General features: G+C 59.2%; 13 protein-coding genes. 8 read left to right on the forward strand and 5 right to left on the reverse strand.

Features of this window, described 5'->3' with window-relative positions; all coding sequences use genetic code 11:
* Window positions 1–306: 306 nt before the first annotated feature.
* Together K3727_18270 and K3727_18275 are read right to left on the reverse strand one after the other, a co-directional pair.
* Window positions 307–1,335 carry a permease gene (locus K3727_18270; GenBank protein ID UWQ90687.1) on the reverse strand — a complete coding sequence of 343 codons (1,029 nt, stop codon included), beginning with the start codon at window positions 1,333–1,335 and terminating at the stop codon, window positions 307–309.
* Window positions 1,328–1,639, reverse strand: coding sequence for a metalloregulator ArsR/SmtB family transcription factor (locus tag K3727_18275; GenBank protein ID UWQ90688.1), 312 nt, complete (start codon window positions 1,637–1,639; stop codon window positions 1,328–1,330). The genes K3727_18270 and K3727_18275 overlap by 8 nt, the downstream gene beginning before the upstream one ends.
* A gap of 174 nt (window positions 1,640–1,813) precedes the next feature.
* Here K3727_18275 and K3727_18280 point away from each other — a divergent pair, with 174 nt between their 5' ends.
* The 6 genes from K3727_18280 to K3727_18305 all read left to right on the forward strand — a co-directional run bounded on the left by K3727_18280 (window position 1,814) and on the right by K3727_18305 (window position 10,739).
* Entirely contained in the window at window positions 1,814–3,274 is a 1,461-nt protein-coding gene (locus tag K3727_18280; GenBank protein UWQ90689.1) for a PLP-dependent aminotransferase family protein, read from the forward strand.
* A 119-nt stretch (window positions 3,275–3,393) separates the two neighbouring features.
* Entirely contained in the window at window positions 3,394–5,166 is a 1,773-nt protein-coding gene (gene xsc, locus K3727_18285; protein UWQ90690.1) for a sulfoacetaldehyde acetyltransferase, read from the forward strand.
* A gap of 3 nt (window positions 5,167–5,169) precedes the next feature.
* The gene (locus K3727_18290) at window positions 5,170–5,916 is read left to right on the forward strand and encodes a TSUP family transporter (protein UWQ90691.1); all 747 of its coding nucleotides are present in this window, start codon (window positions 5,170–5,172) and stop codon (window positions 5,914–5,916) included.
* Window positions 5,917–6,170: 254 nt separating this feature from the next.
* Window positions 6,171–9,005, forward strand: coding sequence for a molybdopterin oxidoreductase family protein (locus K3727_18295; protein ID UWQ90692.1), 2,835 nt, complete (start codon window positions 6,171–6,173; stop codon window positions 9,003–9,005).
* Between the two features lie 82 nt (window positions 9,006–9,087).
* Window positions 9,088–9,852 (forward strand): 4Fe-4S dicluster domain-containing protein, encoded by a 765-nt coding sequence (locus tag K3727_18300; protein ID UWQ90693.1) that lies wholly within the window; start codon window positions 9,088–9,090, stop codon window positions 9,850–9,852.
* Window positions 9,852–10,739, forward strand: coding sequence for a dimethyl sulfoxide reductase anchor subunit (locus K3727_18305; GenBank protein ID UWQ90694.1), 888 nt, complete (start codon window positions 9,852–9,854; stop codon window positions 10,737–10,739). Before K3727_18300 ends, K3727_18305 begins: the two co-directional genes overlap by 1 nt.
* A gap of 134 nt (window positions 10,740–10,873) precedes the next feature.
* Here K3727_18305 and dapA read toward each other — a convergent pair whose 3' ends face one another.
* Window positions 10,874–11,746 (reverse strand): 4-hydroxy-tetrahydrodipicolinate synthase, encoded by an 873-nt coding sequence (dapA, locus tag K3727_18310; protein UWQ90695.1) that lies wholly within the window; start codon window positions 11,744–11,746, stop codon window positions 10,874–10,876.
* 144 nt (window positions 11,747–11,890) lie between these two features.
* Here dapA and K3727_18315 point away from each other — a divergent pair, with 144 nt between their 5' ends.
* Window positions 11,891–13,855 (forward strand): lytic transglycosylase domain-containing protein, encoded by a 1,965-nt coding sequence (locus K3727_18315; GenBank protein UWQ90696.1) that lies wholly within the window; start codon window positions 11,891–11,893, stop codon window positions 13,853–13,855.
* Here the strand turns inward: K3727_18315 and K3727_18320 are convergent.
* Both K3727_18320 and mnmD read right to left on the reverse strand, forming a co-directional pair.
* Window positions 13,829–14,719, reverse strand: coding sequence for a DMT family transporter (locus tag K3727_18320; protein ID UWQ90697.1), 891 nt, complete (start codon window positions 14,717–14,719; stop codon window positions 13,829–13,831). The two genes, K3727_18315 and K3727_18320, sit on opposite strands and share 27 nt — an antisense overlap.
* Window positions 14,716–15,384 carry a tRNA (5-methylaminomethyl-2-thiouridine)(34)-methyltransferase MnmD gene (gene mnmD, locus K3727_18325; GenBank protein ID UWQ90698.1) on the reverse strand — a complete coding sequence of 223 codons (669 nt, stop codon included), beginning with the start codon at window positions 15,382–15,384 and terminating at the stop codon, window positions 14,716–14,718. Before mnmD ends, K3727_18320 begins: the two co-directional genes overlap by 4 nt.
* Before the next feature lie 58 nt (window positions 15,385–15,442).
* Between mnmD and K3727_18330 the strand changes: the two genes are divergently transcribed.
* The gene (locus K3727_18330) at window positions 15,443–16,483 is read left to right on the forward strand and encodes an FAD-binding oxidoreductase (GenBank protein UWQ90699.1); all 1,041 of its coding nucleotides are present in this window, start codon (window positions 15,443–15,445) and stop codon (window positions 16,481–16,483) included.
* Window positions 16,484–16,549 lie beyond the last annotated feature (66 nt).

A 16,549-nucleotide genomic window follows, 5' to 3' on the forward strand; every position in this document is an offset into this window, starting at 1 on the left:
ACCCTGGTTTCTTCCCCTGGGGTGAGGGCGCTTCCGCGCCGCAAGCGCAAAAGAAAATTCACGAATTTTCTTACCAAAATTCTTTCTCCAAGAATTTTGCGCCCTTCAAACGCCGCAGCTTCAACCAGATACGGACGTCTTGCCAAAGGGCGAGTTGTGTCACCGCGCCGTTGACCAAACAGGTCCACCTACTTTCCGCCCGGCGACTGATCACAAAATAGCGGCACCGGTTCAGCACCGGCACCGCTTGTTCCGTCTGTGTTTGACCGCCCCTCACGCAAAGCCAGGCGACGCTGATGCGATCTGCTAGACCATCTGAAACAGGATCCCGCTGACAATTGCGCCAGCGATCCCCAGTCCCAGATAAGTAAAGAACACCTGCGGCTTCACCAGTGACCAGACGGCCGCCATCGCCGGGATCGAGCTGATCGCGCCAGCAACCATGAACGCCATTGCAGCACCAGCGCTCATGCCCTGCTCCATCAGCCCGGCCAACAGCGGCGGTGCAACGTAGGAGTTCAGATAGGCAGGCATCCCGACCAGGGCCGCAACTGCGATCGGAACAACCCCTTCGCCACCAACAGCCTGAGCAATCAGGTCTGCAGGGACATAATTCACCAGCAGCGCTTCCAGAACATACGCCAAGGCCAGCCACTTTAGCAAAAACAGACCATTGCTGACAAACTCGGCCTTGAACACTGCGCGACGCGGCTCTTCCTGCCAGAACGCCCAATGGGGTTTGGGGTCCTCCACCTTGGTGCCGCCGCAGCAACCAGATGGCTTGTACACCTTGAGCGGTGCCGCAAAGGCTCCATGCCCTTTCAACGCGCGAATGGCAAACCCGCCGAATAGGCCCAGGCCGACGGCCGCCACGGCCTTGCCAATGGCAAACGGCCACCCCAGAGCACCGGCCGTGATCAGCAATGTGGGTGGGTCAATCAACGGAGAGCTCAGCCAGAACGCCATGACTGCCGACAAAGGAGCCCCAAGCGCCAACAAACCGGCAATGAATGGGATGACTTCACAGGAACAGAACGGAGCCAGGCCTCCGAAAAGAGCCGCCAAAAGGATCATGCGGGTTTCGCGCCCCTCAAAGGCCCGCGCCACCAAAACTTCGGCCCCCGTCGCCTTGAGATACGCCAACAGCAAAACGGCAAACAGGATGTATCGGGCCGTATGGGCCAGAGCGGCCAGCGCAAATCCCACAACCTCCCGAACGTTGCCGGGATCCAAAACCGCAACCGCGATCAACAGCACGACACTCACGGTCCAGGGCGTTTTCACCCACCCCGTCCAATCCCGCCGCGCAGAGGTACTTTGTGCAATATCAGCCATCGTTTGCAGCCTTTTTATCTTCATCCTGACAGCATTCGTTCAAAATGAACCCCGCCAACGCTTCCAATTGTGTGAACCTGGCCCGATTGATGACCTGACGCCCGGATTTCTCCTGATCAACCAGATCCGCCCCGGACAGGAATTTGAGATGATGCGCCAATGTAGATGGCGCAATGCCTGTGCGGTCCTGAATCTCTCCGACGGTCAACCCCGCATGACCGGCGCGGATCAATGTGCGCAATACCTTGAGCCTTGCTTCGGACCCCATAGCCGCGAATCCCTGCGCTGCCATTTCCCATTGCATGTTGATTCTCCTAAAATCTATTAAACTAATTTTATAGTTTCTTTTGCGAAATTCAACCCACTTGTTCCACAAAAGCGGCCCGCCACACCGAACGCTCAAAGAAAAACGATCACTATTGGCTTTTTCCAATATGTCCAGATTGCACCTGGATTAAGTCCAAACTAGTCTGCCCTCATGGCAATCTCAGTCGATACCTTCTTTCTCAATCCCGACGTACAGGGCACCCTGCAATCCCAAATTCAGCAAATGATTGCTGAGGGGATTCTTTCAGGGCGGTTTCATGTCGGGGAAAAACTTCCCTCCTCACGCAAATTGGCGGCCCACTTGGGGATCAGCCGGATTACCGTGACCTTGGCCTATACGGAACTTTTGGCCAATGACTACATCACCTCGCGCGGCCGCTCGGGATATTATGTTTCCGAAAACGCACCGATTCCGCCCACCTATGCGCCGACGACCAGAACCCAGGATCGCGTTGATTGGTCCCGGGCCTTGGCCCGAACCTTCACCGGCGGAGACACGCCGCGCAAGCCGTTGGATTGGCATCAGCTGAAGTATCCGTTCATCTATGGTCAGGCCGATCCCACATTGTTTGATCACGCAAACTGGCGCCTGTGCGCCATGCGGGCTTTGGGGCACAAGGATTTCACCCCGATGACTGTCGATTATTTCGACCAGGACGATCCGTTGTTGGTGGAATACATCGCCCGACACACCTTGCCACGGCGCGGTGTCACCGCACGCCCCGAAGAGATTCTCATCACTTTGGGAGCCCAGAACGCGCTTTGGCTTGCTTCTCAGATTCTGCTGGGCCCGGATCGCAAGGCCGCCATCGAAGACCCTTGCTATTATTCGCTGCGCGATCTGTTGGTTCAATCGCGCTGTCAGCTGGACCCGATAGCCGTGGATCGCGATGGCCTGCGCCCCGAAGCGATTACAGCCAACACAGATGTCATCTTTACCACGCCCAGCCACCATGCACCTACGACCGCGACAATGCCGGTCGAGCGCAGAAAGCGTTTGTTGGAGCGCGCCAGGCAACTGGATGCTCTGATCGTCGAAGACGACTATGATTTCGAGATGGCATTTCTGGCCGCGCCATCGCCCGCTCTCAAATCCATGGATGAAGACGGGCGTGTCATCTATACGGGCAGCTTTTCGAAATCTTTGTTTCCCGGCTTGCGCCTTGGATATCTGGTGGGGTCCGAACCCTTTATTCGTCAGGCGCGCGCCCTGCGGGCCAGCGTCCTGCGCCACCCGCCTGGCCACGTCCAACGTACGGCGGCCTATTTTCTGTCATTGGGTCACTACGACGCTCAGATCAGGCGGACAGCCACGGCTTTACACGAACGCCGGCGAACTCTCGAAGATGCTGTCGCCAAACACAAGCTCACCATTGCCGGGCGCGGCGTCTATGGCGGGTCTTCCTTGTGGATGCAGGCTCCGGACCGGATCGACACCACCAAGCTGGCCGAAATCCTGCGCGAAGAGGACGTGTTGATCGAACCAGGCGCACCGTTTTTTCACGCATCGAACCGCAAACACAATTTCTATCGGCTCGGGTATTCGTCGATTGCGCCGTCTCGCATCGAACCCGGCGTCGAAAAAATAGCGAGCGCGATTCGCAAAATGTAGCATCTGGCGTTAACCGGCCAGTTAATCTGGCCCTAACCCCTTTTCCAGTGACTCCCTAAACCAGAAACATCCCGGCATCCCGCCGGCCGTTTTTGATTACCCATGGGGAGTGCTCGCACATGAAAATGACCACTGAAGAGGCGTTTGTCAAAACGTTGCAGTTGCATGGCATTGAACATGCCTTTGGGATCATCGGTTCTGCGATGATGCCGATTTCTGATATTTTTGAGCCTGCGGGTATCACTTTCTGGGATTGTGCCCACGAAGGGTCCGGTGGGATGATGGCGGATGGCTATACGCGCGCCACCGGCAAGATGTCGATGATGATCGCCCAGAACGGCCCCGGCATCACCAACTTTGTGACCGCCGTCAAAACCGCCTATTGGAACCACACACCGCTGCTGCTGGTCACCCCGCAGGCCGCCAACAAGACCATGGGTCAGGGTGGTTTCCAGGAAATGGAACAGATGCGCATGTTCGCCGACTGCGTCTGCTATCAGGAAGAGGTCCGCGACCCGACCCGCATGGCCGAAGTCCTGAACCGCGTCATCATGCAGGCGAAACGCAATTCGGCCCCCGCCCAGATCAACGTGCCGCGCGATTATTTCACCCAAGTGGTCGACATTGACCTGCCCGCAGTTGTCGACTTTGAACTGCCCGCAGGCGGTGCCGATGCCGTGAGCCAGGCCGCCGAGCTGCTGTCAGGTGCCAAATTCCCGGTCATCCTGAACGGTGCTGGTGTTGTCATCGGCGGCGCGATCCCGGCCTCGATGGCTCTGGCCGAACGCCTGGATGCGCCGGTCTGTGTTGGCTATCAGCACAACGACGCCTTCCCCGGGTCGCACCCGCTGTTTGCCGGTCCGCTGGGCTATAACGGCTCCAAGGCCGGAATGGAGCTGATCTCCAAGGCTGACGTCGTGCTGGCTCTGGGCACCCGTCTGAACCCGTTCTCGACCCTGCCCGGCTATGGCATCGACTATTGGCCGACGGATGCCAAAATCATCCAGGTCGACATCAACCCCGACCGTATCGGCCTGACCAAGAAAGTCAGCGTCGGCATCGTGGGCGACGCCAAGGCCGTGGCCAACACCATCCTGGAAAAGCTGGCTGACACGGCCGGTGACGAAGGCCGCGCCGCGCGCAAGGACCTGATCGCCACCACCAAATCGGCCTGGGCCCAGGAACTGTCGTCGATGGACAGCGAGCAGGACGATCCCGGCACCACCTGGAACCAGCGCGCCCGCGACGCCAAACCCGACTGGCTGTCCCCGCGCCGCGCATGGCGGGCGATCCAGGCCGCTCTGCCGGGCGATGCGATCATCTCTTCGGACATCGGCAACAACTGTGCCATCGGCAACGCCTACCCCAGCTTCGAAGACGGCCGCAAATACCTGGCCCCGGGCCTGTTCGGTCCCTGTGGCTATGGTCTGCCTGCGGTTGTTGGTGCGAAAATCGGCTGCCCGGACGTTCCGGTTGTCGGCTTCTCGGGGGATGGCGCATTTGGCATCGCCGTGACCGAACTGACCGCGATTGGCCGCGAAGAATGGCCCGCCGTGACCCAGGTGGTGTTCCGCAACTATCAGTGGGGCGCGGAAAAGCGCAACTCGACCCTGTGGTTTGACGACAACTTTGTCGGCACCGAGCTGGACACCCAGGTGTCCTATGCCGGCATCGCCAACGCCTGTGGTCTCAAAGGCGTGATCGCCCGCACCATGGACGAATTGACCGACGCCCTGCGCCAGGCCTGCGAAGACCAGAAAAAAGGCATCACCACCCTGATCGAAGCCATGATCAACCAGGAACTCGGTGAACCCTTCCGCCGCGACGCTATGAAAAAACCCGTCGCAGTCGCTGGTATCAGCAAAAACGACATGAAACCGCAGCAGGTTTGATAGGTGTCCTTGCCCTTTGACCTTACTACAGGCCAAGGGGCCTACCTGGCCGCCGCACTTGTTGCGGCGGCCTTTATCCGGGGCTTTTCCGGCTTTGGCTTTTCCGCCATTTTTATCATTCTGGCGGCGTTAACCACCAATCCGCTGCCACTGATCCCAGTGGTGTTCTCTTGTGAGATCGCCATGACCACCTTTCAGGCCCGAGGCATTCGCCCCCATATCGACTGGCGTCGTGCGATCTTTTTGCTGGTGGGTGCGGGGTTGGCCACCGTGCCTTCCATTGCAGTCATGTCCCAACTGGGAGAGAACGAAGCCCGTCTTGCCATTTCGTCAATGATCCTGGTGCTTTCTCTGGTTCTTCTCAGCGGGTGGAAGTTGCGCCAACCGGTGGTAGGCAAGGGCAATATTGGCATAGGCATGATCGCCGGGATCGCCAATAGCGCCGGTGTCGGCGGCCTGCCAGTGGCGGCGTTCCTGGCCGCTCAACCGATTCAGGCCGCTGTTTTTCGCGCCACGATGATCGTTTTTCTGACCGGAATCGATGTCATGGCACTGCCGGTGATGGCCGCCAATGGTTTGGTCAGGTCAGATACGTTTGTCGGAATTGTCCTGGCCTTTCCCTTGTTGGGACTGGGCATCTGGGCCGGGAGCAAACAGTTTGCCACCGCATCACCGGATCTGTTTCGCCGCGCCATTGTGCTCCTGTTGTGCGTGCTGTCCTGTCTGAACCTCGCAAAGGTCATGGCATGACCAATGCGCCCCGCCTGACCCACCGTCGCAGGTTTCTGTCGATCACAGAAACTTTGCGGTCGCGTAAAACGCCAATCAACATCTTGCACTACGTGCAAAACTAGGACCAAATCCCGATCACGACCTGACCCACGTAAAACTATCCCGAATTCTCGGGCAAAAAACAAAGAAACGACCGCATCTGTTTGCCCATCCGGCAGGAGGTGCATCCAACATTCCGACGCTCCGCGCGAACAACAACAAAGGAACAGGGAATGAGCTTCCAGCAACCCAAGATCGACCTTTCCCCAAAAGTGTCGTCAGAGGTCCGCCAGACCACCTGTTACATGTGCGCTTGCCGCTGCGGCATCAACGTGCACATGAAAGACGGCCCCGATGGCAAGAAACAGGTCGCCTATATCGAAGGCAATCGCGATCACCCGGTAAACAAGGGCGTTCTGTGCGCCAAGGGCAGCGCCGGCATCATGCAGGTCAATGCGCCGTCCCGGCTGCGGTCACCATTGAAACGCGTTGGACCCCGCGGATCGGGCCAATTCGAAGAGATCAGTTGGGACGAAGCGCTGGACATGGCCGTTGGCCTGCTCAAACCCATCCGCGAGAAAAACCCCGAAAAGCTGGCGTTCTTTACCGGTCGCGACCAGTCACAGTCCTTTACAGGGTTCTGGGCGCAGAATTTCGGCACGCCCAATTTCGCCGCGCATGGCGGATTTTGTTCGGTAAATATGGCCGCAGGTGGCATCTACACCATGGGCGGCGCGTTCTGGGAGTTCGGCCAACCCGATTGGGATTACACCAAACTGTTCATGCTGTTTGGCGTGGCCGAGGATCACGATTCCAATCCGATCAAGGCCGGCATTGGCAAGATCAAGGGCAGAGGTGCCCGCGTCATTGGGGTGAACCCGATCCGGTCCGGGTATAACGCGGTGGCCGACGATTGGGTCGGCATTACTCCAGGCACAGACGGGTTGTTCATCCTGGCGCTGATCCACGTGTTGATGAAAGCCGGCAGGATCGATCTGGATTATCTGTCGCGCTATACCAATGCGCCCGTGCTGGTGAACGCGGCCGAAGGTCCGGAGAAGGGTCTGTTCCTGCGGGATGCAAACGGCAAGGAATTGGTGATTGACCGCACTACCGGAAAACTCACTCCATTTGATCAGCCCGGTGTGCGCCCGGACCTGTCCGCCACCTACCACGCCGACGGTATCACCCACCGCCCCGTGTTCCACCAGATGGCTGAACGGTATCTGGCAGATGAATTCGCCCCCGAAGCCGTCGCTGACCGCTGTGGTATCCCGGCCAAACGTATTCGCGCCATTGCCGCCGAACTGGCCCGCGTCGCCTTTGACGAGGCGTTTGAGCTGGACCGGGAGTGGACTGATTTCCGTGGCGAAAAACACACCAAGATGATTGGCCGACCGGTGTCCTTCCATTCCATGCGCGGCGTCAGCGCCCATGCCAACGGGTTCCAGACCTGCCGGTCGCTACATGTGCTGCAGATCCTGTTGGGGACAGTCGAAGTCCCCGGTGGGTTCCGGTTCAAACCGCCCTACCCCAAGCCCGTCGAAGCGCACCCGGCACCACATGCCAAACCCACGCCCAATACGCCGCTGGAAGGTCCGCATCTGGGGTTCGTTCGTGGCCCTGAACACCTGGCGCTCAAGGAAGACGGTAGCCCGGCACGGATTGACAAGGCCTTTACCTGGGAAAACCCGATGAGCTCGCACGGGCTCATGCATATGGTGATCTCGAACGCACATGCCGGCGATCCCTACAAAATCGACACGTTGTTCATGTATATGGCGAACATGTCGTGGAACTCCTCCATGAACACCAAAGGTGTGATGGAGATGCTTACCGACACGGACGAAAACGGCGACTATGTGATCCCCAACATCATCTATTCGGATGCCTACAGCTCGGAAATGGTGGCCTATGCGGATCTGGTGCTGCCCGATACCACATATCTGGAACGTCACGATTGCATTTCACTGCTGGACCGCCCGATCTGCGAAGCGGATGCGGCGGCCGATGCAATCCGCTGGCCGGTGATCGAACCGGACCGCGAAGTCCGCGGGTTCCAGACCGTGCTGATCCAACTTGCCAACAAGCTGGGTATGCAAGGGTTCACCCATGAGGACGGGTCGGCCAAATGGGAAGATTATGCCGATTATATCGTCAATCATGAACGCAAACCCGGAATCGGCCCGCTCGCCGGGTTCCGTGGCGACGGCACCCAGGTCGGCCGCGGTGCCGTAAATCCCGAACAGCTTGATCGCTATATTGAAAATGGCGGGTTCTTTGTCGAACACATCCCGGTCGAAGCGAGCTATTACAAACCCTGGAACGCACAATATCAGGATTGGGCCGTGGGGATGGGGATTTATGACAGTCCACAACCCTATCTGTTCCAGCTTTATGTGGAACCAATGCGCAAATTCCAGCTTGCCGCCGAAGGTCATGGTGAGCGCCAACCACCCGAGCATCTACGCCAGCGGATCCTGGACACAATGGACCCTCTGCCGATCTGGTATGAAACCGATCAGCACGGCAACGAAGGGTTTACCATCAACGCCCTGACACAGCGCCCGATGGCGATGTATCACAGTTGGGGCACCCAAAACGCCTGGTTGCGCCAGTTGCACGGACGCAACCCACTGTATGTGCCGACCAAACTGATGCGCGAACACGGATTGAAAGATGGGGATTGGGCCAAGGTCACGTCGCCCCACGGCTCCATCACTGTGCCGGTCATGGAAATGGCGGCGCTGAACGAAAACACCATCTGGACCTGGAACGCCATCGGCAAACGCAAAGGCACCTGGGCGCTGGAAGAGGATGCTCCCGAGGCCACGAAAGGGTTCCTGTTGAACCATCTGATCCACGAACTTCTCCCTGCCAAGGGCGATGGCATGCGATGGGCCAATTCGGACCCGATTACCGGGCAAGCTGCCTGGTTTGACCTCAAGGTCAAAATCGAGAAAGCCGCGGGCCCGGATGCACAGACAGAATGCGACCCCAGCTTTGCGCCAATCACCTCTCCAGTGGGCACAGGCCCCAAGGAACTGAAGTGGAAGGTCGGCAAATGAGCGGGCAAAATTTTTGTGAAAAATTTTACCAAGACTTTTCCCAAAAGTCTTGGCTCGAGAACTCCAAGCGGAGGGCAAAGACATGACTGAACTTCCTGGATCAACCGACCGCAAAATGGGTCTGGTTATTGACCTGGACACCTGTGTGGGCTGCCATGCCTGTGTGATTTCCTGCAAAGGGTGGAACACGGAAAACTATGGGGCACCGCTGTCTGATCAAAATCCCTACGGTGCAGATCCGTCGGGCACCTTCCTGAACCGGGTACATTCGTTCGAAGTTCAGCCGGAAGACGGCCATGCCCAATTGGTCCACTTCCCCAAATCCTGTTTGCATTGCGAAGATGCGCCCTGTGTCACCGTCTGCCCGACGGGTGCGAGCTACAAGCGGGTCGAAGATGGCATTGTGCTGGTCAATGAAAGCAATTGCATCGGTTGCGGCCTGTGCGCCTGGTCCTGCCCCTATGGTGCACGCGAACTGGATCTGGCCGAGGGCGTGATGAAAAAATGCACGCTCTGCGTCGACCGGATCTACAATGAGAACCTGCCCGAGGTGGACCGCATCCCCTCGTGCGTGCGCACTTGCCCTGCCGGCGCGCGTCATTTCGGAGACCTGGGCGACCCCAACAGCGATGTTTCCCAGCTGGTCGCAGAACGCGGTGGCATGGACCTGATGCCTGAAATGGGCACCAAACCGGTCAACAAATATCTGCCACCACGGCCCAAGGACCAGATCGAAGATCAAATCGACATCCTCGCCCCCCTGCTCGCTCCGGTGTCCGAGACACCCCAGGGCTTTTTGGGGTGGCTCGACAAGGCGCTCGACAAACTGCCCGGAGGATCTGCCTGATGCATCCCGCACCTTCTGTTATCATTTTTACCACCCTGTCCGGGCTTGGCTTCGGGCTGTTGTTTTTCCTCGGACTGGGAAAACCCGACGTGACGGGCATGACCGCCTTTGTCTTTTATGCCATCGCGTATGGTCTGGCCTGTGGCGGGCTGCTGGCCTCGACCTTTCACCTGGGTCATCCTGAACGGGCCTGGCGTGCCTTTACCCAATGGAAAACCAGTTGGCTCAGCCGCGAAGGCGTCTGTGCCGTCCTGGCGCTGCTGGTTATGGGGCTGTACGCGATCGGCACCATTTTCCTGGATGCGCAATGGCGTGTTCTGGGTTTGGCAGGCAGCGCTTTGAGCCTGCTCACCGTCTTTACCACCTCGATGATCTACACCCAACTCAAGACCATCCCGCGTTGGCACACCGGACTGACCCCGGCGTTATTCCTGTCTCTGTCACTGGCTGGGGGGGCGTTGCTGGCCGGTCAGGTCCGGATAGCAACCTTGTTGCTGGTCGTCGCGGCCGTCATCCAATTGGCCTATTGGCATCAGGGCGACACCGCGTTGGAACGGTCAGGCACCAACCTGGGCACTGCCACAGGCCTGGGAGACCGCGGTAAGGTGCGCGCCTTTGAACCTCCCCACACGGGCACCAATTATCTGCTGCGGGAATTCGTGCATGTGGTCGGGCGCAAACATGCACAAAAACTGCGAATGATTGCCTTTGCATTTGGGTTCTTGTTGCCCTTCGTTCTGTTGCTCTACCCGTTCGAAAGCGTCGCGCTCAAACATATGGTCGCCGCATTGGCGGTCGCATCCCACCTCGCAGGTATCGCGACCTCGCGGTGGTTGTTCTTTGCACAGGCCGAACATGTGGTGGGGCTGTATTACGGCAAACGCTGACACACGGCGCAAGGCACCCAAAAATACTGGTGTCTTCCCGCAGAGACTTTTGCCCAAATTCAGGGCAGGTCCGGAACAATAAAAAAGGGCGGCACTCCAGATGGAGGCCGCCCTTTGTTTCTAGCGAGGATGCCTTACAGGATGCCTGCGTGGTCCATGGCCGCGTCAATCGCCGCTTTGGTGCTGTCTTCCAGCCCGGTCAAAGGCGACCGGACTTCTTCTGAACACATGCCCAGTTTGCTGAGCGCATATTTCGCGCCGACCAGACCTGGTTCGATAAAGATCGCCTCGTGCAGAGGCATCAGCTTGTCCTGATAGGCCAGCGCCTTGGCGTAATCTCCTGCCAAAGTCGCCTGCTGGAATTCGGCACACAGCTTTGGCGCGACATTGGCGGTCACGGAAATACAACCCACACCACCATGCGCATTAAAGCCCAGCGCCGTGGCGTCTTCGCCCGACAGCTGAATGAAATCGGCTCCGCAGGACCCGCGTTGCTGGCTGACCCGCGCCAAATCTCCGGTGGCATCCTTGACCCCCACAATGCGCGGGAGTTTTGCCAGCTCACCCATCGTGGCCGGTGTCATATCGACCACAGACCGGCCTGGGATATTGTAGATAAAGATCGGCAGGTCGGCGCAATCATGCAGCGCCGTAAAATGCGCCATCATGCCGCGCTGGGTCGGCTTGTTGTAATAGGGGGTTACCACCAGAGCAGCATCGGCACCGACACGCTGGGCGAATTCGACAAACCGAATCGCTTCGATGGTATTGTTGGATCCAGCTCCCGCAATGACCGGCACACGGCCAGCGGCTGTCTTGACCACTTCTTCGACCACGGTTTCGTGCTCTTCGTGGGTCAGGGTCGGGCTTTCGCCGGTGGTTCCGACCGGCACCAGACCGGTGGACCCTTCGGCGATATGCCACTCAACAAGACGTTTGAGCGTTTCCAGATCCAGCTCGCCGTTGCGGAACGGGGTGACGAGGGCAGGCATCGAGCCTTTGAACATGGGTACGCTCCCTTTGCAGTGCAGTTCATGTGACGGGCAGTCACCCGCCTGTTTTGCGACGTTGCCAGGAAATTGAGTTTGATCCCGACACGCCACGGACTATCGTCAAAGGCTCTAGCCCCTGATCCCAATGAATTGCAAGTGATGAGACGATTTCTGAGCCTGGTTGCCCTGATTTATTCGCTATGTGTGCTTCCTGTATCCGCCCAACCCGGCGTTACCATGGGCAAAGCCATGGATTTGATGCGCGCGGAGAAATGGAACGACGCCCTGCGTACCGCCGGGCGGCCCAACAGTGTTGGGCGCGACATCATCGAATGGCACCGCCTGCGGGCATCGATGGGATCCCCCGACGAAGTCCTGGATTTTTTGAAACGACGGCCGGATTGGCCTGGGTTGGCCTGGCTGCGCAAAAAAAGCGAAACCGCCATGGTCAACGCAGGCACCGCCGACGTTTTGCAGTTTTACGCCGATCACCCACCGCAAAGCGCGGAAGGCGCATTAAATCTGGGCAAGGCGCTGATTGCATCGGGGCAGCGCGGGGATGGCGAAGCGGGTCTGGTGATCGCATGGCGGACAATGCCGATGGGCGACGGGCTGCAACGCCTCTACCTGAAGGATTTCTCCAAGTTACTAAAACCCCATCATGTGGCCCGGCTGGACAGGATGCTGTGGGACGGACATCTGGTCAGTTCACGGCGCATGTTAAATCTGGTGCCCGAAGCCGAACGCAAGCTGGCCGAGGCACGGATCGCCCTGCAGGACAAAGCCCCTGGGGTTGATGCCAAAATCAAGGCCGTACCGGGATCGCTGCAGAACGCACCCGGATTGGCCTATGATCGATTCGTCTGGCGCGATCAAAAACGCCGCCGCGAAGACGCCATCACCCTAATGGCGGAACGCAGCGTGTCGGCCGATGCCCTGGGCGAACCAACGAATTGGGCCCGAAGGCGACGCGACCTGTCACGTCAGGACATGCGTGACGGCAACAACCGGCGCGCCTATCGGCTGGCCGCCAATCACTATCTGACACCCGAAGCAGGATATGCCTTTTCTGACCTGGAATGGATCGCCGGTTACATCGCGTTGCGCAAGCTGAACGACCCGGAACGGGCGGTGCAACACTTTGAACGGTTTAGTGCCTCGGTTGCGACACCGATCTCACTGGGGCGTGGCGGATACTGGTTGGGCCGGGCGTATGAAGCGTTGGGGGACGTCGACAAGGCCCATGCCGCATATGCGCGTGGCGCGGCGCATCAGACATCATTCTACGGAATTCTGGCGGCTGAAAAGATCGGGCGCCCCTTTGACCCTGCGCTGACGCAGCCACCGGATTTGCCGCCCTGGCGACAGGCACCTTTCATGAAATCCAGCGTCACCGAGGCCGGCTTGCTGTTGCTGGCGGCCGGAGAACTGGATCTGGCCGAACGTTTTCTGACCCATTTGGTGGAAACGCTGGATGACACCGCCGCAGCCCAATTGGGGAAAATGGCGGTCGACATGGACCGCCCGCATTTGGCCGTCATGATCTCCAAACGCGCGGCCCGCAGGGGACAGGTGCTGCATGATGCCTATTACCCGCTCCACCCGGTGGCTGGGCAAAAGTTGCCAATGGCCAAGGAAATGACCCTGGCAATCGCCCGACGCGAAAGCGAGTTTGACGCCAAGGTCATCAGTCATGCAGGCGCGCGCGGGTTGATGCAGGTCATGCCCGCCACCGCCCGTCTGGTGGCGGGGGATCTGGGTATCCTGACCAATCATTCTACCGGACGTCTGACGGCAGAATGGACATACAACGCCCGCCTTGGTGCCAATTATCTGGCCGGTCTGGCGGGTGAGTTTCAGGGCAATGTGGTGATGATGGCAGCGGGATATAATGCGGGTCCCAAACGTCCCATCGCCTGGATGGAGCGGTATGGCGATCCACGCAGCGGATCACCCGACATCATCGACTGGATCGAACACATCCCGTTCAACGAGACCCGCAATTACGTCATGCGTGTATCCGAAAGCCTGCCCGTCTATCGCGCCCGTTTGGGCAAGGATCCCCTGCCCGTCCCGTTCAGCCGTGAACTGGCCGGGTCAACGCTTCATGCGTTCGCGCCATAGGGTGAACAGGCCCGCGGCCATGATGATCCCCGCACCGATGGCGACATTGGTGCGGACCACTTCTCCGAACACCGCAATTCCCAGCATTGCCGCCCAGACCAGATGGAAATAGGCAAATGGCTGCACTGCGCTGGCTTCGGCCATCTCATAGCATTTGATCAGCAGCCAATGCCCGGAAACCCCCGACAGGCACAACAGGCCCATCCAGAACCAATCGGATTGGCTCATCGGTTCCCAATACCAGATACCGACCGCTGTCATGGCAACCGATCCGGCAATCCCGGTCCAGAAAAAGCTGGTGGCGGTGGTGTCGCGCCGCGCGGCATATCGTGTGAGCAACCCGTAGACCGCAAACATAAGAGCCGACAAAAAGGGAATGATGGCCACCGGATTGAACACACCCATACCCGGTTGCAGAATGATCAGCACTCCGATCAAACCGACACCAATCGCCACCCAGCGCCGCCAGCCAACACGTTCGCCCAGCACCGGCCCGCTCAACGCCGCAACCAGCAACGGGTAGACGATGAACACCGCCTGGCTTTCAATCAACCCAAGCAGGGTAAAGCCATAGACTGCGACACAGATTTCGGCCACCAACAGAACCCCACGGAAGATCTGTAGAAACGGCTGACTGGTGCGGGCCGTCGCGCGAATACCGCCCGCCGACCGTGTCGCCAGAAACACCACAAAGGCAGCAAAGAACCAGTAGCGGATCATCACCACCATATACGTGTTGTACGTCCCGGCCAGATGGCGGGAAATCCCATCCTGCAACGCAAAGACAACCGTGGCGGCAATCATCAGCAGAATGCCTGCGGACACATTGTTGGTTTGCGGCTGTACCGCTGTTGGCTGGGTCATGCCAGATGTGCCCTTGTCATATGCCGCTTGCGCCCGAAACCGGGGGTGCGGATCACGTCGAAACCAGCGGCCTGCAATCCTCGCCGCACGAACCCTGCCGCCGTATAGGTCGCAGCCGTTCCGCCCGGCGCCGTATGGCACGCCACCTGTTCCATGAGAGCCGGATCCCACAATTCTGGGTTCTTGGCCGGTGAAAACCCGTCCAGAAACCACGCGTCCGCCTGCCCCGTCCACTCTGGCAGCGACGTTCGGGCGTCGCCAATGACGACTTCGAGACGCAAATTCCCAAGATCACACGAACCGGCACCGGTCCAGACCTGCAGAAACCGGTCAGCCCAAGGGGTTACGGCCGGAAACGCCCGCAAGGCGCGCGCCATGTCTTCATGCGCCATGGGAAAGGCTTCAAAACTGGTGAAATGCAGGCATCCCTGTTGCCCGCTTTGCTCCCACGCGGCCCAGGTCGCCAGCATGTTCAACCCCGTGCCAAAGCCCAATTCGGCGATGTGAAACCCATCACGGAACCGTCCGGGCAGGTCGTTGCCTCCCAGAAACACATGGTTGGTCTCGGCCAACCCGTTTTCAAGCGAGAAATACGGGTCGTCAAATTGATCCGACACCGGGATGACGTCATCACGCCAACTCAGATGGGCCTGCTGGTCTGCCATGCTGTTTTCCCCTAAGTGCTACGGTAGCTTCCCGGATAAGTGGCGAAAGGCGGTCGAAATGACAATGGTGGATGTGACTGTACGCGGCGCAGGGGCCTTTGGCCTGTCTATTGCCTGGATCTGTGCCCGGCGCGGCGCACGGGTGCAGGTTGTAGATCCGTTTGGGCCAGGCGCAGGTTCCAGCGGCGGTCTGGTGGGCGCACTGGCCCCGCATGTGCCCGAAAACTGGAACCCGAAAAAGGCGTTCCAATTCGAAAGCCTGATCCTGGCAGAACCATTTTGGGCCGACGTCGAACAGATCGGTGGTGTCTCACCGGGGTATGGCCGCACCGGCCGATTACAGCCGATCCAGGACGACCGCACGCTGGCCTTGGCCCACGCGCGCGCCGAAACAGCCAAGGATCTGTGGCAGGGACAGGCAGAATGGCGGGTTCGCCCGATTGACGACGTTGGACCCTGGGCACCGCCCAGCGCCACCGGGTTTGTCATTCACGACACGCTCAGCGCCCGGATGCACCCGCGTCGGGCCTGTTCGGCCCTGGTTGCCGCGCTGGAGACGGTTGGCGTTCACGTTGTCAGCGAGGCACCGGATCGCGGTTTGGTTATCCACGCCACCGGCGCGGCAGGTCTGACAGAATTGGGGGCCGCTTTGGGCAAACCCATCGGCAACGGGGTCAAGGGACAGGCCGCTCTGTTGCGGTTTGACGCCGGAGACGTGCCTCAGCTGTTTGCCGACAGCCTGCATTTCATCCCCCATGCGGATGGCACGCTGGCCATCGGGTCGACGAGCGAACGCGAGTTCGAAACCGCGGATACCACCGATGATCAGCTGGACGACATTCTGGAGCGCGCCCGCATTGCAGTTCCCATCCTGCACAGCGCCGAAGTGATCGAACGCTGGGCCGGGGTGCGCCCCCGGGCGCGCACGCGGGCTCCCATGCTGGGGGCCTGGCCAAACCGCCCTGGTCATTTCATCGCCAATGGCGGGTTCAAGATCGGCTTTGGCGTAGCCCCCAAGATTGCCCATGTCATGGCTGATCTGGTGCTCGACAATCACGACACCATCCCCCAGGGGTTCCGGGTCCTTGATAATCTTTAGACACCAGTCACGGGTGCCAGCGAGACGCTTGCACACGCCTTGAACCGGTTACAGGCGGCTTCCACC

The organism is Rhodobacteraceae bacterium M382, assembly GCA_025141015.1.
GTDB classification, from domain to species: domain Bacteria; phylum Pseudomonadota; class Alphaproteobacteria; order Rhodobacterales; family Rhodobacteraceae; genus Aliisedimentitalea; species Aliisedimentitalea scapharcae.